The organism is Planomonospora sp. ID91781 (assembly GCF_015711595.1).
GTDB lineage: Bacteria > Actinomycetota > Actinomycetes > Streptosporangiales > Streptosporangiaceae > Planomonospora > Planomonospora parontospora.
This window is the reverse complement of the sequence record NZ_JABTEY010000001.1, coordinates 133,207-155,479: the sequence shown is the minus strand read 5'-3', so window position 1 is coordinate 155,479 and position 22,273 is coordinate 133,207. Positions and strand designations below refer to the sequence as shown.

The 22,273-nt window shown below is 73.0% G+C and carries 19 protein-coding genes and 1 tRNA gene; 12 read left to right on the top strand and 8 right to left on the bottom strand.

The genetic code is table 11. From position 1 onward, the window contains the following. Positions 1 to 18: 18 nt before the first annotated feature. Positions 19 to 606: a TetR/AcrR family transcriptional regulator gene (locus tag HS048_RS00680; RefSeq protein ID WP_196465808.1), complete on the bottom strand. Its 588-nt coding sequence runs from the start codon at positions 604 to 606 to the stop codon at positions 19 to 21. A 108-nt stretch (positions 607 to 714) separates the two neighbouring features. Here HS048_RS00680 and HS048_RS00675 point away from each other — a divergent pair, with 108 nt between their 5' ends. Beyond that, a complete protein-coding gene (locus HS048_RS00675; protein ID WP_196465807.1) occupies positions 715 to 975 on the top strand; it encodes a hypothetical protein in 261 nt (86 codons plus the stop codon). Positions 976 to 1,102: 127 nt separating this feature from the next. Further along, positions 1,103 to 1,948 carry a TatD family hydrolase gene (locus HS048_RS00670; RefSeq protein WP_068901457.1) on the top strand — a complete coding sequence of 282 codons (846 nt, stop codon included), beginning with the start codon at positions 1,103 to 1,105 and terminating at the stop codon, positions 1,946 to 1,948. Between the two features lie 142 nt (positions 1,949 to 2,090). Here the strand turns inward: HS048_RS00670 and HS048_RS00665 are convergent, their stop codons facing one another. Beyond that, positions 2,091 to 3,533 carry an FG-GAP repeat protein gene (locus HS048_RS00665; protein ID WP_196465806.1) on the bottom strand — a complete coding sequence of 481 codons (1,443 nt, stop codon included), beginning with the start codon at positions 3,531 to 3,533 and terminating at the stop codon, positions 2,091 to 2,093. A 243-nt stretch (positions 3,534 to 3,776) separates the two neighbouring features. Beyond that, entirely contained in the window at positions 3,777 to 5,522 is a 1,746-nt protein-coding gene (locus HS048_RS00660) for a protein kinase (protein ID WP_307832546.1), read from the bottom strand. Between the two features lie 234 nt (positions 5,523 to 5,756). Between HS048_RS00660 and rsmA the strand changes: the two genes are divergently transcribed. From rsmA to HS048_RS00635, 5 genes are all read left to right on the top strand, one after another. Continuing rightward, the gene (gene rsmA / locus HS048_RS00655) at positions 5,757 to 6,602 is read left to right on the top strand and encodes a 16S rRNA (adenine(1518)-N(6)/adenine(1519)-N(6))-dimethyltransferase RsmA (protein ID WP_068901066.1); all 846 of its coding nucleotides are present in this window, start codon (positions 5,757 to 5,759) and stop codon (positions 6,600 to 6,602) included. Positions 6,603 to 6,692: 90 nt separating this feature from the next. Further along, positions 6,693 to 7,595: a 4-(cytidine 5'-diphospho)-2-C-methyl-D-erythritol kinase gene (locus tag HS048_RS00650; RefSeq protein ID WP_196465804.1), complete on the top strand. Its 903-nt coding sequence runs from the start codon at positions 6,693 to 6,695 to the stop codon at positions 7,593 to 7,595. A 39-nt stretch (positions 7,596 to 7,634) separates the two neighbouring features. Then, positions 7,635 to 8,081: a MarR family winged helix-turn-helix transcriptional regulator gene (locus tag HS048_RS00645; RefSeq protein ID WP_068901070.1), complete on the top strand. Its 447-nt coding sequence runs from the start codon at positions 7,635 to 7,637 to the stop codon at positions 8,079 to 8,081. Positions 8,082 to 8,302: 221 nt separating this feature from the next. Continuing rightward, positions 8,303 to 8,866, top strand: coding sequence for a hypothetical protein (locus tag HS048_RS00640; protein WP_196465803.1), 564 nt, complete (start codon positions 8,303 to 8,305; stop codon positions 8,864 to 8,866). A gap of 91 nt (positions 8,867 to 8,957) precedes the next feature. Next, positions 8,958 to 10,784, top strand: coding sequence for an ABC-F family ATP-binding cassette domain-containing protein (locus HS048_RS00635; protein WP_068901076.1), 1,827 nt, complete (start codon positions 8,958 to 8,960; stop codon positions 10,782 to 10,784). 54 nt (positions 10,785 to 10,838) lie between these two features. Here HS048_RS00635 and HS048_RS00630 read toward each other — a convergent pair whose 3' ends face one another. Beyond that, positions 10,839 to 11,369, bottom strand: coding sequence for a MarR family winged helix-turn-helix transcriptional regulator (locus tag HS048_RS00630; RefSeq protein WP_068901078.1), 531 nt, complete (start codon positions 11,367 to 11,369; stop codon positions 10,839 to 10,841). Positions 11,370 to 11,426: 57 nt separating this feature from the next. Between HS048_RS00630 and HS048_RS00625 the strand changes: the two genes are divergently transcribed. Continuing rightward, positions 11,427 to 12,206: a trans-aconitate 2-methyltransferase gene (locus HS048_RS00625; RefSeq protein ID WP_230880674.1), complete on the top strand. Its 780-nt coding sequence runs from the start codon at positions 11,427 to 11,429 to the stop codon at positions 12,204 to 12,206. A 65-nt stretch (positions 12,207 to 12,271) separates the two neighbouring features. Beyond that, entirely contained in the window at positions 12,272 to 13,744 is a 1,473-nt protein-coding gene (locus HS048_RS00620; protein ID WP_230880911.1) for a CYTH and CHAD domain-containing protein, read from the top strand. 122 nt (positions 13,745 to 13,866) lie between these two features. Here the strand turns inward: HS048_RS00620 and HS048_RS00615 are convergent, their stop codons facing one another. The 4 genes from HS048_RS00615 to HS048_RS00600 all read right to left on the bottom strand — a co-directional run bounded on the left by HS048_RS00615 (position 13,867) and on the right by HS048_RS00600 (position 19,166). Next, the gene (locus tag HS048_RS00615) at positions 13,867 to 14,766 is read right to left on the bottom strand and encodes an NUDIX hydrolase (RefSeq protein WP_230880673.1); all 900 of its coding nucleotides are present in this window, start codon (positions 14,764 to 14,766) and stop codon (positions 13,867 to 13,869) included. Then, positions 14,759 to 16,822: an RNA degradosome polyphosphate kinase gene (locus HS048_RS00610; RefSeq protein WP_068901085.1), complete on the bottom strand. Its 2,064-nt coding sequence runs from the start codon at positions 16,820 to 16,822 to the stop codon at positions 14,759 to 14,761. The genes HS048_RS00615 and HS048_RS00610 overlap by 8 nt, the downstream gene beginning before the upstream one ends. A gap of 183 nt (positions 16,823 to 17,005) precedes the next feature. Continuing rightward, positions 17,006 to 17,998 (bottom strand): TetR/AcrR family transcriptional regulator, encoded by a 993-nt coding sequence (locus HS048_RS00605; RefSeq protein WP_231647524.1) that lies wholly within the window; start codon positions 17,996 to 17,998, stop codon positions 17,006 to 17,008. Positions 17,999 to 18,224: 226 nt separating this feature from the next. Then, complete coding sequence (locus HS048_RS00600; protein WP_068901090.1) at positions 18,225 to 19,166, bottom strand: acyl-CoA desaturase; 942 nt, start codon at positions 19,164 to 19,166, stop codon at positions 18,225 to 18,227. A 360-nt stretch (positions 19,167 to 19,526) separates the two neighbouring features. Between HS048_RS00600 and HS048_RS00595 the strand changes: the two genes are divergently transcribed. The 3 genes from HS048_RS00595 to HS048_RS00585 all read left to right on the top strand — a co-directional run bounded on the left by HS048_RS00595 (position 19,527) and on the right by HS048_RS00585 (position 22,191). After that, a tRNA-Gln gene (locus HS048_RS00595) sits at positions 19,527 to 19,598 on the top strand. 164 nt (positions 19,599 to 19,762) lie between these two features. Then, on the top strand, positions 19,763 to 21,217 hold the full coding sequence (glmU, locus tag HS048_RS00590; protein ID WP_196465801.1) for a bifunctional UDP-N-acetylglucosamine diphosphorylase/glucosamine-1-phosphate N-acetyltransferase GlmU: 1,455 nt from the start codon (positions 19,763 to 19,765) through the stop codon (positions 21,215 to 21,217). Beyond that, entirely contained in the window at positions 21,214 to 22,191 is a 978-nt protein-coding gene (locus HS048_RS00585; protein WP_068901092.1) for a ribose-phosphate diphosphokinase, read from the top strand. The genes glmU and HS048_RS00585 overlap by 4 nt, the downstream gene beginning before the upstream one ends. Positions 22,192 to 22,273: the final 82 nt, after the last annotated feature.

The window sequence follows — 22,273 nt, the reverse complement described above, 5'->3', positions numbered from 1 at the left end:
CCGCCCCGGGCTCCGGCCTCAGTCCGGGCGGCCGGGGCCGGGCAGGACGCGTTCGACCACGTCGGTGACCAGGGTGTGGATCCGGTCGGCGGGAAAGACGTCGGGCAGGGTGAGCCGCTCCACGATCAGCCAGTTCAGCGCCAGATAGAGCAGGACCACGGTGGTCTCGTCACCCGGCATGCCGGACCGCAGGTGGTTGTCGACGTTGAAGTCGAGGTCGGCGCGGACGCGCTCGGTGAGCAGGCGGCGCAGCTCCGGGCGGCGGGTGGCCTCCAGCCGCAGCTCCAGCAGGGCCAGGTAGCCGGAGCGGAAGTCGCTGATGCGCTCCACCAGGTCGTGCATGAGGCGGGTGACGTGGTCGCGGTCGCGCGGCCCCTCCATCGAGGCCGCCAGCATGCCGGGATCGGGCGTCAGGCGCTCGTAGAAGCGGTGACCGACCTGGGTGAGCAGGTCGTCGCGGTTGGTGAAGTAGTTGGAGGCCGTGCCGTTGGGCACCTTCGCCTCCGTGTCGACGGCGCGGAAGGTCAGGCCGCGCGCCCCCTCGCGGGCCAGGACCTCGATGGCCGCGTCGAGGAGGGCCGCCCGCCGTGCCGGGTTCTGCCGCATCACGTTCTCTCCCTGGAGTTCGGTGTTGACACCACTTTAAGCGTAGTACTACATTCTAATCACTCCAAGCAGAGTACTAAATATGTAGTGGAAAGAAGAGGAACAGAGATGCGAGTTCAGCTCACCGCCCCGGTCACCCCCACCGCCCCGGTCGCCATCACCACCAGGGTCTCCTTCGCCCCGGCGGCCGCGGCCGCCGCTCCGGTCGTGCCCGCCGCTCCGGCCGCTGCCGCCGCCCCGGTCGCGGTCCACTCGCCGGTCGCCGGGCCGACCCCGTTCCCGGCACGGCCGGCGCACCGGCGGCAGGTCCCCCGGCCGCGTTCGGTGCCGCGGCCCAGGCCCCTGCCCAAGCCCGGCGGCAACCGGTGACCGGCGCCGCCGTGCGGCCGACCGAGCCGCCGGAGGCGCGGCCGCAGGCTTCCCCGGGACGGACCGCAGGCCTCCCTCGGGACGGGACCGCCGATCTCCGGGCGGTAGGTTGGGCGGGGTGACCACGATGCCCTCCGCGCCGGAGCCGTTGACCGGCGAAGTGTTCGACAGCCACTGCCACCTCGACATCATGGTGGGCAACCGCCAGGCGTCCTCGGGGGACCCGGTCGCCCAGGCCGCGCAGGCGGCCGAGGCGAGCGTGGAGCGGATCGTCGAGGAGGCGCGGGCGGTCGGGGTGACCCGGCTGATCACGATCGGCTACGACCTCGCCTCGTCCCGGTGGAACGCCGACGTCGCCCGGCTCCACCGCGACGTCTACGCCGGGGTGGCGATCCACCCCAACGAGGCGCACGCCTCGACCCCGGAGGTCCTCGCGGAGATCGAGGAACTGGCGAGGGAGCCGCAGGTCAGGGCCGTCGGCGAGACCGGGCTCGACTACTACCGCGACTGGGCGTCCAAGGACGACCAGCACGCGAGCTTCCGGGCGCACATAGAGATCGCCAAACGGACCGGGAAGGCCCTGGTCATCCACGACAGGGAGGCCCACGACGACGTGCTGCGCGTGCTCGCCGAGGCGGGCGCGCCCGACGTGGTGGTCTTCCACAGCTACTCCGGTGACGCGGAGATGGCCGCCGCGTGCGCGGAGGCCGGCTACTTCATGTCCTTCTCCGGGCCGGTGACCTACAAGAACGCCGGCTACCTGCGGGAGGCCGCGGCGGTGGCCCCGGCGGAGCTGATCCTGGTCGAGACCGACGCGCCCTACCTGCCGCCGGTCCCGCACCGGGGCAAGCCGAACGCGCCCTATCTCATCCCGCTGATCGTGCGCTGCCTGGCCGAGGTCAAGGGGATGGAGCCGGACGAGCTCGCCGCCGCGGTCAGCGCGAACGGGGAGACCGCCTTCGGCGCCTGGTGACCTCCCGGTGACCGTCCGGCGGTGTCCGCGGCCTTCGCGGGTCCGCGGCCTGACGGTGTCCGCGGCCCCGGCGGGTCCGGTGCGCTCGGGCCGGCCGGAGACCTCGCCGGGACCGAGGATCCCCGGCGGGGCCCGGTGATCCTCAGCCCGCCGCCGCGCCGAAGTCGACGGAGGCGCCGCCGGTGACGGCCGGGATCCGGCCCGCGCCGGGGGAGAGCAGGGTGACCGCCCCGTCGTTGCGGCCCAGCAGCGCCACGGCCCCGGAGGGACCGTGGTCCGGGGCGCCGGCGACCAGCTTGTTCCCGGCGGAGGCCAGCGACCAGCCCAGGCGCCCGCCGGGTGCGGTCCCGGACACCATCCGGGACCGGGCGGGATCGGCGGGCGGGACCAGGTGGACGCCTCCCCGCTGCTCCGGTCCGTCGAACGGCACGCCCACGGCCAGCCGTACGTCCCCGCCGGAGGCGAACGCCAGCGCGGAGCCGTACCCGCCGCCGGGGGAGCCCTCCGCGCCCCGGCTGAGCACGGGACCCGGCGTGATCTCCGCCGTGCTGGACGCCTGGAAGAGCTGGACCAGGCCGGAGTCCCGCACCGAGCCGCCGTCGCCGAGCGGGGCGCCCACCGCGAGATAGGACGTGTCGCCCTGCTCGGCGTAGGCGAGGGCGTAACCGAACCGGTCACCCGCGTCGGCGTCCAGGACCTCGCGGAGGTCCCACTTCCTGGACGACTGCGCACCGGTCCTGGCCCGCACGTCGAACAGGACGGTCACCGCGCCCGAGTCGAGGTTCCCCTCACCGGCCTGCACGCCCTGCCCGTCGTCGTTCTCGTACGGCAGGCCGACCGCGAGGTCGGGCTCCCCGGCGTCCCCGCCCAGCCTGCCGAGCTCCACGGCCCAGCCGAACATGTCCCCGGCCTCGCCGTTGCCGGTGACCCCCTCGGTGTTCTGGGAGAGCCGCCGGGCGGTGCCGAGCGCGGACGTCTCGAACAGATAGACCGCACCGGAGTCGGCCACCCCCTCGGCGTCCTCGTGCGGCGCCCCGACCGCGACCAGGGGGCCGCGCCCGGCCAGGGACCAGCCGAAGTGGGCGTCCGCCTCCGGGACCGGGGCGACCAGGCGGACGGGCTCCCGCCCGCCCCCGCCGTACACGGCGTAGACCGCGCCCGCGTCCCGCACCCCCGCCACGTCCGTGTACGGCGCGCCGACGAGCAGGTCGGCGCAGCGGTCGCCGTCGAGGTGGACCAGCCGGACCGACCAGCCGAAGCCGTCGCCCGCCGCGGGGGAGGGCGCGGTCACCACCGCTCCCTCCCCGCCCTGCCCGGCCACGCCCGACAGCACGTGCACGGCTCCGGCGCCGTCGGCCCTCCCCGGTCCCCCGGAGCCCTCCGGGGGACCGACGTCCGCCAGGGGGTCGCCGACCACGGCGTCGTCCACCCCGTCGCCGTCGAAGTCCCCGCCGGGGTCCCCGGTGCCGGCGTCGGCGCAGGCGGACGCGGACAGGTGTCCGGCGGCGGGGAGCACCGGAAGGGCGGGGAGGGCGGGGAGCACGGGGAGCGTCACCGCGGCGACGAGGGCGGCCAGAAACCTCACCAGGTCCTCCGGAGGAAGCCCCGGGCCTCAGACCGGGGAGGAATCCGGACCCCCGAGCGCCGCGTTCTGGTACCGTCTCGCTCGGTGGCGATAACCAAGCCACCACCGGTACGACCGCCCCAGGGCATGGGGTGGCTGCGCGGGGAGGCTTCGGGGTTGCCCAGCCGGTGAACCGCGAACCTCAACATGGTTTCCTCCTTGGGAACCAGGTCGGAATCCTCCGCCTTCAGGCGGAGGAGGATGTCAAGACAGTCTCACCTCGATGTCCTCGCTGCCCTCGATCACGGGGCCGGTGAGCTTGAGCGGTCCGCGGACCGGCGGAAGGTCGTAGACGAGGACCCCGTCCGCCCTGGCGCCGGGGGCCAGATCGGACGGGGGTCCGGACGAGGCGGGCTCGGGGGTGTGTGCGGAGCCCCGGTCGTCCACCAGGGTGAGCGGGGTCCGGCTCAGCCGGACCTGCGTGCCGCCGGTGTTGAGCAGGGTCCAGCGGATCACGCAGAACCGCCCGCGGGCCGGGGCGGCCCCCCGGTAGGAGATCAGGTCGCAGGAGGGCGCGACGGGCACGATCAGCTGGGGGCCGCCGATCGCGGCGCCGAGCGTGATCCGGCGGCCCACGTCGGCGCCGGGGGTGGCGCTCCCGGCGGAGGCCGACGGCTTCACCGGGTTCTCGCCTCCGCCGATGAGATTCGCCAGTACGAACCCCGTGACGGCCAGCGCCGCCACCACGGCCAGCCCGGCGAGCATCCACCGCCATCGGGGCGTCCCCGACCGGCCGGAAGGACCCGCCGCCTTCACCGGTACCGCCGGCGTCGTCGGAGCGGCGAACGAGGAGACAGGTCCCGAGGTGGATCCCGGAGGCGCGGCAGGCAGGGTCGCGGCGGATCCCGGGGGCGTGGCGGGTCCGGTGGGCACCCGGGGTTCGGCGGGAGCGGTGTGCGCCGGGGGAGCCGGGGGGACCGAGGGGTCCGTGGCGGCTCCCGGAACCGTGGAGGGCTCCGCGGGCGCGGGTGCGGCCGGGACCTGCAGGTCGAGGACGCTGAGCGTCAGCGTGGCGTCCGACTCGACGTTGGGCGGGGCCTGCCACGACTCGGCCAGCGCGTCGGTGGCGACCAGCGTGGGCGGGTCCACCGGGAGGGCCGCCGCGGGAGCCGGGGCCGCGATGCCGCCGCCGACCAGGGCGATCAGCAGGTCCTGGGCGGTCGGGCGCTGATAGGGGTCCATCGAGGTGGCCAGCCGGGCCAGGTCGTTCAGCGGGGCGGGGAGCGCCCCCAGGTCGGGCGGACCGTTGAGCAGCCGGGAGGCCATGGTGATCATGTTTCCGCGGCCGTAGGGGTGGCGGCCGTTCCCGGCGTAGGCGACCAGGCAGCCCCAGGCGAAGACGTCGGCCGCCGGGGTGATCTCCTGGCCCCGTACCTGCTCCGGAGCCCACCAGCCGGGGCTGCCGAGCACCTCGCCGGACTTGGTGAACCCGGAGGTGGAGTCCAGCGCGCGGGCGATGCCGAAGTCGATCACCCGGGGCCCGGACAGCGACAGGATCACGTTGGCCGGCTTGAGGTCGCGGTGGACCAGCCCGGCCACGTGGATCGCGGCCAGCGCGGCGGCCACGCCGAGGGCGACGCCGTGCAGCGGGCCCGGTTCGAGCGCGCCGTGCTGGAAGATCTGCCGGGACAGGGGGGTGCCCGCGATGTACTCGGTCACCATGTACGGCCGACCGTCGTCGGCGTTGCCGTTGTCGAGCACCTGGGCGGTGCAGAACGAGGCCACCCGCCGGGCGTTCTCCACCTCCGCGTGGAACCGGGAGGCGAACCCCTCCTCGATCGCGAACTCCGCCTTCACCACCTTGACGGCGACCGGCCGCCCGGTGGGCGCCTGCGCCAGGTAGACGGTCCCCATGCCGCCCTCGCCGAGGCGTCCGAGCAGGCGGTACGGCCCGATCCGCTCGGGATCGCCGATGCGGAGCCCTTCGACGCCGGGCTGGTCCACGGCCACCTCACCCAAAAGATCATCGTCCCTTGAACCCTCGAATGAGCCCTCGAAGGCCGTCCCCCGGGGGACAACGGTATCCACAGGCGAGCCTTTCGTGTCCAGGATGCGTCTTCGCACGGCATTCGATGCGCGAGACTTGTCGGATGGCATGGGGAGAGGGAAAGTGATCGGACGCGGACGAGACCGCAGGCACGGCGGGGTGCGCACCTGCGCCGCGCCCGGGGGCGGAGATCGAGCATGAGCCTGCTGGGCCCGGTGGAGATACGTAATCTTGCACAGAGGCTGGACATCCGCCCGACCAAGAAACTCGGCCAGAACTTCGTGATCGACGCCGGCACGGTGCGCAGGATCGTCCGGACCGCGGAGCTGCGCCCCGACGACGTGGTGATCGAGGTCGGCCCCGGCCTGGGCTCGCTCACCCTGGCCCTGCTGCCGGAGGTCCGCTCGGTGGTCGCGGTGGAGATCGACCCGGTCCTCGCCGCGCAGCTCCCGGCGACCGTCGCCGAGCACGCCCCCGAGCTGGCCGACCGGCTCACGGTGGTGCTCGCCGACGCCATGCGCGTGCTGCCGGAGGAGCTGCCGGAGGACAGGCCGACCGCGCTGGTGGCGAACCTGCCCTACAACGTCTCCGTGCCGGTGGTGCTGCACCTGCTGGAGGTCCTGCCCTCGCTGCGCAACGTCCTGATCATGGTCCAGTCGGAGGTGGCCGACCGGCTGGCGGCCGCGCCGGGCTCGAAGATCTACGGGATCCCCTCGGTCAAGGCCGCGTGGTACGCCGACGTCCGCCGCGCCGGCCCGGTCGGCCGTACGGTCTTCTGGCCCGTGCCCAACGTGGACTCCGGGCTGGTGGCGATGACCCGCCGGGAGCCTCCGGCGACCGGGGCGACCCGCGAGGAGGTCTTCGCCGTCGTGGACGCCGCCTTCGCGCAGCGCCGCAAGACCCTCCGCGCCGCCCTGGCCTCCTGGGCGGGTACGGCCGCCGCCGCCGAGAGCGCGCTGCGCGCCGCGGGGATCGACCCCTCGGAGCGGGGGGAGCAGCTCACGGTGGAAGATTTCGCGCGGATCGCTGAGAACCGCACATAGCGTGATTTGTCGGCGTGCTGGCGTGGGCGGACCGGCGCCCCCGTTACCATCGGTGACCATGCATGAGCAAGAGCCGGTGGAGGGCGCCGCATGAACTCCGTGACCGTCCGCGTCCCCGCCAAGGTCAACCTGCAGCTCGCGGTCGGGCCGCTCCGGGGCGACGGCTACCACGACCTGGTCAACGTCTTCCACGCGGTCTCGCTCTTCGACGAGGTGACGGCCGTCGCGGAGACCGGGATGAGCGTCCGGGTCGAGGGCGAGTCCGCCGACCAGGTGCCCGAGGACGACGACAACCTCGCCATCCGGGCCGCCGTCGCGCTGGCCCGGCACGCGGGCCGCTCGTACGGCGTGAGCCTGGCCATCCGCAAGGCGATCCCGGTGGCCGGCGGCATGGCCGGGGGCAGCGCCGACGCCGCCGCGGCGCTGGTCGCCTGCAACGAGCTGTGGGGCCTCGGCCTGCCGCTGGAGGACCTGATGGAGATCGCCGCCGACATCGGCAGCGACGTGCCGTTCGCGCTGCTCGGCGGCACCGCCGTCGGCACGGGCCGGGGCGAGCGGCTGACCTCCCTGGAGGCGGCCGGGCCGTTCCACTGGGTGTTCGCGCTGGCCGACGGGGGCCTGTCCACGGCGAAGGTCTACGCCGAGTGCGACCGCATCCGGGCGGAGGAGGGGCTGCCGGTCGCCGAACCCCGGGCCGCCGGGGCGCTGCTGGCCGCGCTCCGCGACGGCGACGCCAAGGCGCTCGGCGCCGAGCTGACCAACGACCTGCAGTCGGCCGCCCTGCGGCTGCGCCCCTCCCTGGCCGCCACCCTGGAGGCCGGGCGCGGGCACGGCGCGCTCGGCGCGCTCGTCTCCGGCTCGGGGCCGACCTGCGCCTTCCTCGCCGCCTCCGCGGCGCACGCCGGGGAACTGGCCGGGGCACTGCGGGACGCGGGCGTGGCCCGCGAGGTCCTGACCGCCCACGGCCCCGTCCCGGGACCCGCCGTCGTGTAGTGCGCGGTCCCTCCGGGAGCGGTGCGGGAGACTTGGGCGGTGACGATCGAGAACGCCCGCCCGGGCCCGCCGGCGACCAGCCCCTCCATCGTGCTGCTCACCCTGGCGCACCGGATCGAGTCCGAACTGGGCGCCGCCCTCGCGCCGCTCGGGCTGACGGTGAGCAGGTTCGGCCTGCTCGGACACATCTCCGGGGTGCCCGGCGCCTCGTTCAGCGACCTGGCGCGGATGTCGGGGATAACCGTCCAGAGCGTCCACTCGGCGGTGAAGGCGCTGTCCGGCGCCGGGCTGGTCCGCGACACCACCGCCCGCGCCGGATCCGCCTCGGCCATCGAGCTCACGCCCGAGGGCGAGCGTCTCATGCGGGAGGCGATGAAGGCCGTGGCCGAGGTCGACGAGCGGTTGTTCGGCCCGGACGCCGACCCGGTCCAGCGCCGGATCGCCGACACCGTGCGTGCGGCCTTCGGGGGACGCGCCCGGCCCTGACCCCCGTCCTCCGCCGGGTGGGATCCTCCGCCGGGACCCCGCCTGCTTCTCGTCGGTGGCCCTCCATCGGGAGGTTCTCCATCAGGCAGCCCTCCCTCCGGGCGGTTCCGTCCCGAGGAGAGATCCCGGACGGCCCGGACGTCTGACCCATCACATCCTTCAGGCCGCCTGAAGCATCTGTTACGCTTCAGGCACCCTGAAGGTTGCGATGGGAGGAACCCGTGGAAGGTCTGCTGCTCTCGATACATGTGCTCGCCGGCATCGTGTTCGTCGGGGGTTCGGCGGTCGCGGCGAGTCTGTTCCCCCGCTACGCCCCGATCGCCGCGGCCTCGCCGGCCGTCCCGGTCGCCTCGGGCGCCCCGACGGGTGCCTCGTCGGCCGTCCCGTCCGCCTCGGGCGTCCCGGTGGGCGCGGCCACGGCGGACGCGACCGCCGGTCCGCGTCCGGAGGAGCCGGGCGACCGCAACCGGGCCGTGGCCGTCGCGATGCACCGCATCACCCGCGGCTACGGCGTGCTCGCCGTCATCGTGCCCGTCGTGGGAATCGTCCTGGCCTTCGTCCAGGGCCGGATCGGTGAGATCTGGATCAGCGTCTCCATGGCCCTCACCGCGGCCGCGGGCGGACTGCTCACCCTGTGGATCCGGCCGCTGCAGAGCGAGGCCCTCGCCGACCCCGACGACGGCGGGCGGCTGCGCACCCTCGGCATGCTCGCGGGGGTCTACAACCTGCTCTGGGCGGCCGTCGTGGTCCTCATGATCGTCCGTCCGGGGTCCGACTACTCCTGAGCGCCGCCCGGGCAGGGGGGCGGCGCGGGACCGGGGAGCGCGCCGCCGGGAAGCCGGAGCCCCGTGCCGCCTCGGATACCCTTGTCACAAGATGAATCTGGTCAATCTTGAGTCGGTCTCCCACTCCTACGGTCCCAAGCCGCTGCTGAAGGACGTCTCCCTCGGCATCGAGGCGGGCGACCGCATCGGCGTGGTCGGCCGCAACGGCGGCGGCAAGACGACGCTGATCTCGGTGATCGCCGGACGGCTGAAGCCCAACGAGGGCCGGGTCACGCACAACCGCGGCCTGCACGTCGGCACCCTGTCGCAGGGCGACGACCTCGATCCCGCGCGCTCGGTGGCCGAGATCGTCCTCGGTGACCGGCCCGAGCACGAGTGGGCGGGCGACGCGGGCATCCGCGAGATCCTCGCCAACCTGCTCGGCGACATCGACCTGACCGCCCCGGCGCGGAGCCTGTCCGGCGGCGAGCGGCGCCGTACGGCCCTGGCCCGGCTCCTCATCGAGGAGCACGACCTGATCATCCTGGACGAGCCCACCAACCACCTGGACATCGAGGCCATCGACTGGCTGGCCAGGCACCTGTCCGCGCGGCGGACCGCACTGGTGGTCGTCACCCACGACCGGTGGTTCCTCGACGCGGTCTCCACCCGGACGTGGGAGGTCGTCGACGGCGCGGTCGAGCGCTACGAGGGCGGTTACGCCGCCTACGTGCTGGCCAAGGCCGAGCGCGCCCGCATCGCCGCGGCCTCCGAGGCCCGGCGGCAGAACCTCATGCGCAAGGAGATCGCCTGGCTGCGCCGCGGCCCGCCCGCGCGCACCTCCAAGCCCAAGTTCCGCATCGACGCCGCCCAGGCGCTGATCGCCGACGAGCCGCCGCCGCGGGAGAGCGTCGAGCTGGTGAAGTTCGCCGCCGCCCGGCTGGGTCGTACGGTCTACGACCTGGAGGACGTGACCCTGCACGCGGGCGGCCCCGACCAGGGCCCGCTGGTGCTCGACCGCTGCACCTGGCAGTTCGGCCCCGGCGACCGGATCGGCCTGATCGGGGTGAACGGCTCGGGCAAGTCCTCGCTGCTGCGGCTGCTGTCCGGCACCGTCCAGCCCGACTCCGGCAAGGTCGTGCGCGGCCGGACGGTACGGCTGGCGCACCTGTCGCAGGAGCTGGGCGAGCTCGACCCGTCCCGCCGGGTGCTGGAGACCGTCGAGGAGATCCGCAAGTTCGTCCAGGTCGGCAAGAAGGAGTGGACGGCCTCGGCGCTGCTGGAGCGCCTCGGCTTCAAGGGCGAGGCGCAGTGGAAGGTCGTCGGCGACCTGTCGGGCGGTGAGCGCCGCCGCCTGCAGCTGCTCCGGCTGCTCATGGACGACCCGAACGTCCTGCTGCTCGACGAGCCGACCAACGACCTCGACATCGAGACGCTGAACGAGCTGGAGGACCTGCTCGACGGCTGGCCCGGCACGCTGATCCTGGTCAGCCACGACCGCTACTTCCTGGAGCGGGTCGCCGACCGCTGCGTGGCGCTGCTGGGCGACGGGAAGCTGTCGATGCTCCCCGGCGGCGTGGACGAGTACCTCCAGCGGCGCGCCTCGGGCGCGGCCCTGTCGGCGCGCGCGGCCTCGGGCTCCGGTTCGGCCTCCCCGGCGGCCCCCTCGTCCGCCGCCGCCTCCGCCGCCCCGGCCGCGGAGGCCGGTCCGGGCCTGTCGGCGAAGGAGGAGCGCGAGCTCCGCAAGGAGCTCTCCCGGCTGGAGCGCCAGCTCGACAAGCTGGCCGGCCGGGAGGCGAAGCTGCACGACTCCATGGCGGCGGCCGCCGCCGACTACGGCCGTCTGGCCGAGCTGGACGCGGAGCTCAAGGCGGTCCGGGCCGAGAAGGACGACATCGAGACCGCGTGGATGGAGCTCGCCGACCGCCTCGGCGAATGACATTCCGCAGATCGCGTTTATTTCCCGCAGGGCGGGCACAGAGAGTCCTGTGGTTCAGGGTGCTCCGGTGTCCGTCGCGTCAAAAGGGATGAGTAGCGTGCGCAGCAGGCCCGCGAGGGCCTGCTGTTCATGCTGTCCGAGGCCGGCCAGCAACTCGCGCTCGCGGCGGAGCAGGTCGGCGAAGGCGTCGTCCACGCGCTTGCGGCCCGCCTCGGTCAGCGAGACCAGGACGCCGCGCCGGTCCTCGGGATCGGGGCGGCGGGTGACGAGCCCGGCGGCGGCCAGGCGGTCGATCCGGTTGGTCATGGTCCCGGAGGTGACGAGGGTCGCGCGGAGCAGGGCCCCCGGGCTCAGCTCGTACGGCTCGCCGGCCCGGCGCAGGGCGGTGAGCACGTCGAACTCCCAGGTCTCCAGATCGTGCTCGGCGAACGACGCGCGCCGGGCCCGGTCGAGGTGGCGGGCCAGCCGGGAGACGCGGCTGAGCACCTGGAGCGGTTCCACGTCGAGGTCGGGACGCTCCTGCCGCCAGGCGGCGACCAGGAGGTCGACTTCGTCCTCGGTCCTGTCCGGGTGGTGCGAGGTCATGGCAGGGAGTGTATCTGTCTTGACATCGAGATATATAACTTGATATCGATTATCTTGATGTCAAGAGATATGTGGGACCCCGAGGTCTACGCCCGCTACGCCGAGGAGCGGGCGCGCCCCTTCCGCGACCTGGTCGCCAGGATCGGCGCGGAACGCCCCGGCTACGTCGTCGACGCGGGCTGCGGCAGCGGCGAGCTCACCGCGGAGCTGGCCCGGCGCTGGCCGGAGGCCGAGGTCCACGGCTTCGACTCCTCGCCCGCGATGATCGAGCGGGCCCCGGCCGGCGACCGGCTGTCCTTCTCCGTCGGCGACGTCGCGGACTGGCGCCCGGAGCGCCCGGTGGACGTGATCGTGTGCAACGCGGTGCTGCAGTGGGTGCCGGACCACCCGGAGCTGCTGACGCGCTGGGTCGAGGACCTCGCCCCCGGCGGATGGCTCGCCTTCCAGGTCCCCGGCAACTTCCACGCGCCCAGCCACGAGGCGGTCCGCGAGGTGATCCGGGTCAAGTGGTTCGACTGGCTCGGCGACCTGGTCCGGCACGACCCGGTCGGCGGGCCCGCCGACTACCTGGACCTGCTCGCCGGACCGGGCCGCGAGGTGGACGCCTGGGAGACCACCTACCTGCACGTCCTGCCGGGCCGGAACGCCGTCCTCGGCTGGATCGCGGGCACGGCCCTGCGCCCCATGCTCGACCGCCTGCCCGAGGCCGAGCACGAGGAGTTCCTCACCGACTGCGGCATCCTGCTGAACGAGGCGTATCCCCGCCGGCCGTACGGCACGCCCTTCCCCTTCCGGCGCGTCTTCGCCGTGGTGCGCAAGGTCGCCACGGATGAATAACGGATTGTCGGTAAATAACGCGATAGCGTGATAGATGGTCGGGCAAAAGGGGTGGGCTCGTGGCGATGGAGATCGAGGACAAGTTCGACGTCCCGGAGGACTACCGGCTCCCCGACCTGACGGGACTGCCGGGCTGCGACGAGACCGCCGGCCCCAAGTCCCACCGGCTGGTCGCGATCTACTTCGACACCCCCGACCTGAGACTCGCCGCCCGCGGCATCACCCTCCGCCGCCGCAGAGGGGGCCTCGACCCCGGCTGGCACCTCAAACTGCCCAGGGCCAAAGGCGTCCGGCAGGAGATCACCCGTCCGCTGACCCCCAGCACCAAGATCGTTCCGGCCGAGCTGGCCGACCTCGTCCTCGCCTACACCAGAGGCGCCCCCCTCACGCCGGTCGCCGAGCTCGACACCCGCCGCTCGGTCACCCACCTGCGCAACGGCGCGGGCGTACGCCTGGTGGAGATCGCCGACGACCGGGTCAAGGGCACCGTGCTCGGCGGCGAGCCGTACGTCGAGCGCTGGCGCGAGGTCGAGGCCGAGCTGATCGAAGGCGACGCGAAGCTCCTGCGCAAGGTCGGCAAGCGGCTCCGCAAGGCCGGGGCGGTCCCCGCCGGATCGGCCAGCAAACTCGCCCGCCTGCTCGGCGCCGCCCGCGAAATCCCCCGCCCGCGGCTCGCGCGGACCGCACCGGGAAGCGCCGGAGAGGCCGTCGTCGGCTACCTGGCCTCCCAGGCCGCCGTCCTGCTCGCCGAGGACCCCCGGGTGCGCCGGAACGAGGAGGACGCCGTCCACCGGATGCGCGTCGCCTGCCGCCGGACGCGGAGCGCCCTGAAGTCCTTCAAGGGGATCGTCGCCGGCACCCGCCCGCTGCGGGACGAGCTCAGATGGCTGGGCGAGGTCCTCGGCGAGGCCCGCGACCTGGAGGTGATCAGGGAGCGCTTCGCCCGCGCCCTGGACGGGCTGGACGAGGACCTGGTCGCGGGCCCGGTCCGCGCCCGCCTCGGCTCCGACCTGCTCGACGACGAGCACGAGGCCCACGACCGCATCAGGGAGGCGCTCGGCGGCGAACGCTACTTCGCCCTGCTCGACGCCCTCGACGACCTCCTGGCCACCCCCGCGCTCACCGAGGACGCCGGCCGGCCCGCCGCCTCCCTCACCGCCGTCGCGGCCAAGAGCTGGCAGCGCGTCACCCGCGCCTACGAGGCAGCCCAGGAGGTGGAGGACCCCGGCGAGCGGGCGACCGCCCTGCACGAGGTGCGCAAGGCCGCCAAACGGGCCCGCTACACCGCCGAATCACTCGGCATGACCGAGCTCGCCGAGCGGGCGGAGACCGTGCAGGAGGTGCTCGGCGCCCACCAGGACGGCGTGGTGGCCCAGCGGCGGCTGGCGGCCGAGGCCCGAGCCGCGCGGCGGGCCGGGGAGGACACCTTCACCTACGGCGTCCTGACCGGCCTGGAGCGGGCCCGCGCCGACCGGGCCCACGCCGACTTCCCCGGGGTGTGGCGGAAGACGGCCAAGGCCGTCGCCAAGCTCCTCTGATCCGCCCGGCGGCCCGGTCCGCCGCGCACCCGCACCCGTACGACCGGCCGCCGCACGCGCCCCGGGACGACCGCCCCGGAGACCGGGGACGGCCCCGCCCCCGCGGGGCCGTCCGGCCCGTCTCAGGCGGGGTAGCGGTCCGCGGCGACGATCCGGCCGCCCGCCCGGTGCACGACCAGGAACGCGCCCTTGTCGAGCCGTACCTCGTCCGGTCCGCCGACGAGGCCGGCGATCAGTCCCGGGAGCACCTTGCCGTGGCTGCACAGCGCCGCCGGCGCGCCCGACTCCAGCACCGCCGACGCGACGCGCAGGGTCTCGGCGGGGTCGTGACGGCTCTCCGAGAGCAGCGGCTCGCGGCGGATCTCCAGGTCCGCCCGCCCGGCGTACGGCTCCAGGGTCTGCACGCACCGCAGGCTCGGCGAGCTGACCAGCTCCACCGGGCGGTAGCCCGCCAGCGCGTCCGCCAGCCGCCCCGCCTGCGCCCGCCCGGTCCCGTCCAGGGGACGCAGGTCGTCGTCGCCCTCCCACGCGTCGCGCGAACCCGCCACGCCGTGCCGGACGAGGACCAGCGGCACGGTCGCCAGCGGGGCCCCCGACGGTGACCGGAACAGCGACCGGAGCAGCTCGGCGTCCTGCTCGTAGGTCAGCCGCCGCCACGCCTCCTCCGGCGGCAGCCAGGCCACCTCGTCCACCTCGTCCGCCGCGGTGGGCGCCCCCTCGGCGACCGCCCGCGCCACCCAGTAGTCGACCCGCTTGAGCCGGCCGCCCTTCATGTAGTGGGCCGGGGGAAGGGCCCGGCCCAGCACGACCGTCGCCCCGGTCTCCTCCGCCACCTCGCGCAGCGCCCCGGCGATCACGTGCTCGCCCCGCTTCAGCTTGCCCTTCGGCAGGGACCAGTCGTCGTACCCCGGCCGGTGCACGACGGCGATCTCCGGAGCCGACTCCTCGCCCCGCCACACCACCGCCCCGGCGGCACGGATCATGCCGCCCGGGCGGGTGCGCGCCCGAACGGGCTCAGTCATCGACCGACCTCCACCGCCTCGTGCCCACCAGATGGCTCTGCAGGTCCTCGCCCCGGTGCCGGCTCCAGGAGCCGTCCGCGTTCAGCCACCACGTCGCCGTGTCCTCCGCCATCGCCCGGTCCAGCAGGTCGCTGAGGTAGAGCCGGTGCTTCTGGCCGGTCACCTTCACCAGCGCCTCCACCCGGCGGTCCAGGTTGCGGCGCATCAGGTCGGCGCTGCCGATCCAGATCTCCGGCCTGCGGCCCTGGCCGAACTCGTAGATCCGCGAGTGCTCCAGGAACCGGCCCAGCACGCTCCTGACCCGGATGTTCTCCGACAGGCCCGGGATCCCCGGCCGCAGCGTGCAGACCCCGCGCACCCACAGGTCCACCGGGACGCCCGCCTGCGAGGCCCGGTACAGCGCGTCGATGAGCGGCTCGTCCACCAGGGAGTTCGTCTTCATCCGGATCCGGGCCGGACGGCCCGCCTGCTGGTGGGAGATCTCCCGGTCGATCCTGGCCAGCAGGCCGCCGCGCAGCGAGTGCGGGGCGACCAGCAGCCGCCGGTAGGCCGTGTGATTGGAGTAGCCCGTCAGGTGGATGAACAGGTCCGTGACGTCCTCGCCCACCAGCGGGTCGGCGGTCAGCAGCCCCAGGTCCTCGTAGAGCCGCGCCGTCTTCGGGTTGTAGTTGCCCGTGCCGATGTGGCAGTAGGTGCGCAGCTCGCCGGAGGGCTCCTGCCGTACGACCAGGGCCAGCTTGCAGTGCGTCTTCAGGCCCACCACGCCGTAGACCACGTGGCACCCGGCCCGCTCCAGCTTGCGCGCCCAGCTGATGTTGGCGTGCTCGTCGAAGCGCGCCTTGATCTCCACCACCACGACGACCTGCTTACCCGCCTCCGCTGCGTCGATGAGCGCGTCCACGATCGGGGAGTCGCCGCTGGTGCGGTAGAGCGTCTGCTTGATGGCCAGCACGCCCGGGTCGGCGGCGGCCTGCTCGATGAAGCGCTGCACGCTCGTGGCGAACGAGTCGTACGGATGGTGCAGCAGCACGTCCCGCTCCCGCAGCACCGTGAAGATGTCGTCCTCGACGTGCACGACCTCCGCCGGCACGAACGGGCGGAAGCTCAGCTCACCCCGGTCCAGGTCGGCGATCGTGTGCAGCCCCGTGAGGTCCAGCGGGCCGGGCAGCCGGTAGATCTCGTGCTCGGCCACGCCCAGCTCGTCGACCAGCAGGTCGAGCACCTCGGGCGTGATGGTGTCCTCCACCTCCAGCCGGACCGGCGGGCCGAACCGCCGCTTGAGCAGCTCCTTCTCCAGCGCCTGCATGAGGTTCTCGGTGACGTCCTCGTCGACGTCCAGGTCCTCGTTGCGGGTGACCCGGAAGACGTGGTGCTCGACGACCTCCATGCCCTTGAACAGCTGGCCCAGATGGGCCGCGATCACGTCCTCCAGGGGGACGAAGCGCTCCCTGGACGCCGCGACGAAACGCGGCAGCCGGCTCGGCACCTTCACCCGGGCGAACACCGTGTGGCCGGTCGCCGGGTTGCGGACGGTCACCGCGAGGTTGAGCGAGAGCCCGGAGATGTAGGGGAAGGGGTGCGCCGGGTCGACGGCGAGCGGCGTCAGCACCGGCCGGATCCGCTCCCGGAACAGCCTGCGCATCTCGGTGCGCTCGTCGCGGCTCAGGTCGTTCCAGCGGACGATCGCGATGCCCTCGGCGGTGAGCTCGGGGCGCACCCTCTCGTGGAAGCAGGCCGCGTGCCGCTGCGCGAGGCCGTCGGCGATCGCCGCGATCCTCGCCAGCTCCTCGCGCGGCTTCAGCCCGCTCTTGGTGCGGAGCAGCAGGCCGGTGGCCATCCGGCGCTTCAGGCCGGCCACCCGGACGCGGAAGAACTCGTCCAGGTTGCTGGCGAAGATGGCCAGGAACCTGACCCGCTCCAGCAGCGGCAGGGACGGGTCCTCCGCCATCTCCAGGACACGCTGGTTGAACTGGAGCCAGCTCTCCTCGCGGTTGAGGAAACGCTCCTGGGGGAGAGGCAGCCCTTCCGGGGAGGGGGGTGCAGGTTCTGCGGACATATGACCAGAATGCCCGCTTTCGTTGAACGTAACGTTAACTACGGCTCAACGGACGCTGTTGCTTCTCCCGCCTTCCCGGCCCCAGGGGCGGAAAGCCCACACCTGAGGCGGGGGAAGCCCGCTCCCGGAGGCCGGGAAGCCTCCTCCCGGGGGCGGGGAGCCCACCCCTGGGAAGCGGGGAGCTCACTCCCGGGAGCGGGAAGCCTCCTGTTCCGCCTCCCGCCCGGCCGCCTTCGCCAGCCTCGCGGCCTCCCGCTCGGCCGCCCGCGCCTCCCGGAGCCGGATCTTCTCCAGCTCCCGCAACTCCCGCTCACGGGCCTTCTCCTGCTCGCGCAGCAGCCGCTCCTGCTCCTTGAGCTCCCGCTCGCGCGCCTTCTCCCGCTCCCGCAGCTCCCGCTGCCGCGCCTTCTCCTGCTCGCGCGCCAGCTTCTCCGCCTCGCGCTGCTCCCGCTCCCGGATCCTCTCCAGCTCCTTGAGCTCCCGCTCGCGCGCCTTCTCCCGCTCCCGCAGCTCCTTGTCCGTCGGCCGCGGCGCCACCGGACGCCGCCTCTCCGCCTCCCGGGAGGTCGCCGTCAGCCGAGGACGCGGATCCAGGCCCGTCAGGCCGTTCCAGGAGAGGTTGACCAGATGCGCGGCCACCTCCTCGCGCGACGGCCTGCGCACGTCCAGCCACCACTGGCCGGTCAGCGCCACCATGCCCACCAGCATCTGCGCGTACATCGGCGCCAGCTTCGGGTCGTAACCGCGGCCCGCGAACTCGGCCACCATGACGTCCTCGACCTGGCTGGCGATGTCGTTGATCAGACTGGCGAACGTGCCCGTCCCCGACGCCGCGTGCGAGTCGCGCACCAGGATCCGGAAACCCTCGCTGTTCTCCTCGACGTACGCCAGCAGCGCCAGCGCCGCCCGCTCCAGCTTCACCAGGGCGTGCGAGGCCGACAGCGCCTCCGTCACCATGCCCAGCAGTTTCTGCATCTCCCGGTCGACGACGACCGCGTAGACGCCCTCCTTGCCGCCGAAGTGCTCGTAGACCACCGGCTTGGAGACGTGGGCGCTCGCCGCGATCTCCTCCACCGACGTGCCGTCGAACCCCTTCTCTGCGAACAGGGTGCGGCTGACCTGGATCAGCTGCTCCCTGCGCTCCTTACCGGTCATCCGCCGCCGAGGTTCGTTCACACGTTCAATGATGACGCCGGCGACCGGGGAGGCGGGCACCGTACGGGACGGAACCGCCGCGAGCGCCGCGCCGGGAAGGACCGCCAGGGCGGTCCCCGGGGCGCTTCGCCGAGCGGTCCGCGGGACGGCCGGGGCCGGGCCGGTCACCGCCGCCGGACCCACCGGGACGGGCGGACCCGGGACGGCCGTCGCCGCCGGGCCCGCCGGAACGGACCCCGCGGGCCGGTCAGCCTCCAATGCGCTTCGCCGCCAGGCGCTCCGGCGTCGGCCAGCGGACGTCGTAGGCCCAGCCCGCCTTCTCGAACCAGCGGATCACCCCGGCGCTGAGGTCGATCTGACCCTTCAGCGCGCCGTGGCGGGCGCAGGTCGGGTCGGAGTGGTGCAGGTTGTGCCAGGACTCGCCGAAGGACGGGATGGCCAGCCACCACACGTTGCGGGACTTGTCGCGGGACTCGAACGCCTCCTCGCCGAAGACGTGGCAGATGGAGTTGATCGACCACGTCACGTGGTGCAGCAGCCCGATCCGGATCAGCGTGCCCCAGAAGAAGGCCGTCACCGCGCCCCACCAGGACCAGGTCAGCAGCCCGCCCAGGACCGCCGGGGCCGTCATCGAGGTGATCGCCAGCACCGGGAACCACTTGTGCAGCCTGATGATGTCCGGGTCCTTCAGCAGATCCGGGGCGTACTTCTCCCGGTTCGTGCGGTGCGTCTCGAACAGCCAGCCCATGTGCGCCCAGAGCAGGCCCTTGGCCATCGACCAGAAGCCCGGCCCGAACCGCCACGGCGAGTGCGGGTCGCCCTCCTTGTCGGAGAACTTGTGGTGCTTGCGGTGGGTGGCCACCCAGTCGAGCACCGACATCTCCAGGGAGATGCTGCCCGCGATCCCCAGCGCCAGCTTCAGCGGGCGCTTCGCCTTGAACGAGCCGTGGGTGAAGTAGCGGTGGAACCCGACCGTCACCCCCAGTCCGGACACCACGTAGAAGACGGCGGCGATCGCGATGTCGACCCAGCCCAGCCCCCATCCCCAGGCGAACGGGATCGCGGCGACCAGGGCGACCAGCGGCGCGGCCACGACCACGCCGAAGGTGATGAGTTCGGGGAGCGTCTTCGGCTCCGGGTCGATCTCCGGCTTGGGACCCGGTGCGGGGCGTTCGGATACGACTGTCATGCGGTACCTCATGAGATCGGGAAGGCGGTGCGTCTTGCTTGCCTACGCAACCGTAACCTACGCAACAGTAAGTTAGAACCCCTAAAGCGCCAACGCGGTGAACAGGACTCTTTCCCGGCGATTTCCTGGCATCGCCGTGACTTGCCGCCCTCGAGCCGGCCTGCTAGGGGTCCCATCGCCCTCCCGCCTGCCCTGCCCGCTGATCGCTAATCCCGGCCCGCTTCCGCGTCCGCCGTGACCGTACGGCGGGCGTCCGGCCGGCAGGGCCGGGGAAGGCGGAGATCGGCGCGCACCGGAGCGGGAGGGCTCGGTATCGTAGGGGTGTCCGGCCTTCGGAATCCGTCCGAATTGTCGGATCGATCCGGCATTGGGTAATTGGCAGCCCCCAAGGTTTTGGTCCTTGTTGTCCAGGTTCGAGTCCTGGTGCCGGAGCTGTGATATTTGTCCGGTTTGGTAAGCGGCTGGTCGGCTGGGGGGATCCCCGGGGGGAAGGTATCCTCACGTTGTCGAGCGGGTGACGGTGCGGTGCCCTGGTGGTAGCCGCGAGTCACCCCGTTTCGTCATGTCTCAGCCGCGATGCCGAGGGAGCCTCGCCCGTGAGTGTGCCGCGCCCGGCCGCCGTCATCGTCCTCGCCGCAGGCGAGGGCACCCGGATGAAGTCGAGAACACCCAAGATCCTTCATGAGCTGTGCGGCCGCACGCTGGTCGACCACATGCTCACCGCCGCCCGGGGGCTGGAGCCCGAGCGACTGATCGTCGTCATCGGCCACGAGCGGGAGCGGGTCCGGGCGCACCTGGAGGTGAGCAGCCCCGACGCGCTGGCCGTGGTCCAGGAGGAGCAGAAGGGGACCGGCCACGCGGTGCGGACGGTCCTGGAGGCCGTCGGCACGGTCGCCGGCACGGTCCTGGTGACCTACGGGGACACGCCGCTGCTGCGCACCGGCACCCTGGCGGGCCTGCTGGAGCGGCACGCCGAGGACGGCAACGCCGTCACCGTGCTCACCGCGGAGGTCCCCGACCCGTACGGGTACGGGCGGATCGTCCGCGACTCCTCGGGGGCGGTCCTGGCGATCGTCGAGGAGAAGGACGCGAGCCCGGAGCAGCGGGCGATCAGGGAGATGAACTCCGGCGTCTACGCGTTCGACGGCCTGCTGCTGGCCGACGCGGTCAAGCGGGTGTCGGCCTCCAACGCCCAGGGTGAGGAGTACCTCACCGACGTGCTGTCCATCCTGCGCGAGGACGGCCACCGGGTGGGCGCGCACGTCGCGGCGGACTACGTCGAGGTGGAGGGCGTCAACGACCGGGTGCAGCTGGCCTTCGCGCGGCGGGTGCTCAACGCCCGGCTGCTGGAGGGGCACATGCGGGCGGGTGTGACGGTGGTCGACCCGGCCAGCACGTGGGTGGACGTGGACGTCGTGCTGGGGCAGGACGTGGTGGTCCATCCGGGCACCCAGCTGCAGGGCCGTACGACCGTCGGGGAGGGCGCCGAGATCGGCCCGGCCTCGACGCTGACCGACACGGTCGTCGGCGAGGGGGCGGTGGTCCGCAACGCGGTCTGCGTGGAGGCCGAGGTGGGTCCGGAGGCGGCGGTCGGGCCGTACGCCTACCTGCGGCCGGGCAGCGTGCTGGCCCGCGGGGCCAAGGCGGGGACGTACGTCGAGCTGAAGAACGCCCGGGTGGGCGAAGGCTCGAAGGTGCCGCACCTGTCCTACGTGGGCGACGCCACGATCGGCGCCGGGGCGAACATCGGCGCCTCCTCGGTCTTCGTCAACTACGACGGAGTGAACAAGCACCACACGACGGTGGGCGACCACGCCTTCGTCGGGTGCGACACCATGCTCGTCGCGCCGGTGAACATCGGCGACGGCGCCTACACCGCCGCGGGTTCGGTCATCGACTCCGACGTCCCCGCCGGGGCGATCGGGGTGGCCCGCGGGCGGCAGCGAAATATCGAAGGGTGGACGGTGCGCAAGCGCCCGGGCACCAGATCGGCGCAGGCGGCGCAGCGGGCCGCCGAGGCCGGAGATCAGCAGGGGAGCACCTCCGAATGAGCAGCATCAAGCAGACCGGTGAGAAGAAACTGATGTTCTTCTCCGGGCGCGGATATCCGGAGCTGGCGGAGGAGGTGGCCAGTCACCTGGGGATCGGGATCGCCCCGACCACGCTGCGTGACTTCGCCAACGGCGAGATCTACGCGCGTTACCAGGAGTCGGTCCGGGGCTGCGACGCGTTCGTGATCCAGAGCCACACCGGGCCGATCAACCAGTGGATCATGGAGCAGCTGATCATGGTGGACGCGCTCAAGCGCGCCTCCGCCAAGCGGATCACCGTGATCATGCCCTTCTTCGGCTACGCCCGGCAGGACAAGAAGGGCCGGGGCCGCGAGCCGATCACGGCCCGGCTGATGGCCGACCTGTTCAAGACCGCCGGGGCCGACCGGCTGATGTCGATCGACCTGCACACCTCGCAGATCCAGGGCTTCTTCGACGGCCCGGTGGACCACCTGTTCGCGATGCCGGTGCTGGTCAACTATCTCAAGGACAAGCTGGACCTGGCCAACACCACGGTGGTGTCGCCGGACACCGGCCGGGTGCGGCTCTCGGAGCGCTGGGCGGACACGCTGGGCACTCCGCTGGCCTTCATCCACAAGCGCCGCGACCTGGACGTGGCCAACCAGGTGAAGGTGAACGAGGTGGTCGGCCGGGTGCGGGGCCGCACCTGCGTGCTGATCGACGACATGATCGACACGGCGGGCACGATCTGCAAGGCGGCGGACGCGCTGTACGAGCAGGGCGCGACCGACGTGGTGGTGGCGGCGACGCACGCGGTCTTCTCCGACCCGGCGGTGGACCGGTTGAAGAACTCGCGCATCTCCGAGGTCATCGTCACGAACACGCTCCCGCTGGCGGAGGACAAGCGGTTCGACAACCTGACCGTCCTGTCGATCGCGCCGCTGATCGCGCGGGCGATCACCGAGGTGTTCAGCGACGGCTCGGTGACGAGCATGTTCGAGGGCGACAGCTAGGCGCGTCCGCCGGATTCCCGTCCGCCTCCCGCGGGGAGGCGGACGAAGCCCTGCGACGAGCCGATAGGCTGTGCAGGTTGCG

What these genes read in the sequence shown, in the direction of transcription:
- HS048_RS00680 (WP_196465808.1), bottom strand. Translation starts at nt 606, where the DNA reads ATGCGGCAGAACCCGGCACGGCGGGCGGCCCTCCTCGACGCGGCCATC.
- HS048_RS00675 (WP_196465807.1), top strand. Translation starts at nt 715, where the DNA reads ATGCGAGTTCAGCTCACCGCCCCGGTCACCCCCACCGCCCCGGTCGCC.
- HS048_RS00670 (WP_068901457.1), top strand. Translation starts at nt 1,103, where the DNA reads ATGCCCTCCGCGCCGGAGCCGTTGACCGGCGAAGTGTTCGACAGCCAC.
- rsmA (WP_068901066.1), top strand. Translation starts at nt 5,757, where the DNA reads ATGAGCCTGCTGGGCCCGGTGGAGATACGTAATCTTGCACAGAGGCTG.
- HS048_RS00650 (WP_196465804.1), top strand. Translation starts at nt 6,693, where the DNA reads ATGAACTCCGTGACCGTCCGCGTCCCCGCCAAGGTCAACCTGCAGCTC.
- HS048_RS00635 (WP_068901076.1), top strand. Translation starts at nt 8,958, where the DNA reads ATGAATCTGGTCAATCTTGAGTCGGTCTCCCACTCCTACGGTCCCAAG.
- HS048_RS00630 (WP_068901078.1), bottom strand. Translation starts at nt 11,369, where the DNA reads ATGACCTCGCACCACCCGGACAGGACCGAGGACGAAGTCGACCTCCTG.
- HS048_RS00625 (WP_230880674.1), top strand. Translation starts at nt 11,427, where the DNA reads ATGTCAAGAGATATGTGGGACCCCGAGGTCTACGCCCGCTACGCCGAG.
- HS048_RS00620 (WP_230880911.1), top strand. Translation starts at nt 12,272, where the DNA reads ATGGAGATCGAGGACAAGTTCGACGTCCCGGAGGACTACCGGCTCCCC.
- HS048_RS00615 (WP_230880673.1), bottom strand. Translation starts at nt 14,766, where the DNA reads ATGACTGAGCCCGTTCGGGCGCGCACCCGCCCGGGCGGCATGATCCGT.
- HS048_RS00610 (WP_068901085.1), bottom strand. Translation starts at nt 16,822, where the DNA reads ATGTCCGCAGAACCTGCACCCCCCTCCCCGGAAGGGCTGCCTCTCCCC.
- HS048_RS00600 (WP_068901090.1), bottom strand. Translation starts at nt 19,166, where the DNA reads ATGACAGTCGTATCCGAACGCCCCGCACCGGGTCCCAAGCCGGAGATC.
- HS048_RS00585 (WP_068901092.1), top strand. Translation starts at nt 21,214, where the DNA reads ATGAGCAGCATCAAGCAGACCGGTGAGAAGAAACTGATGTTCTTCTCC.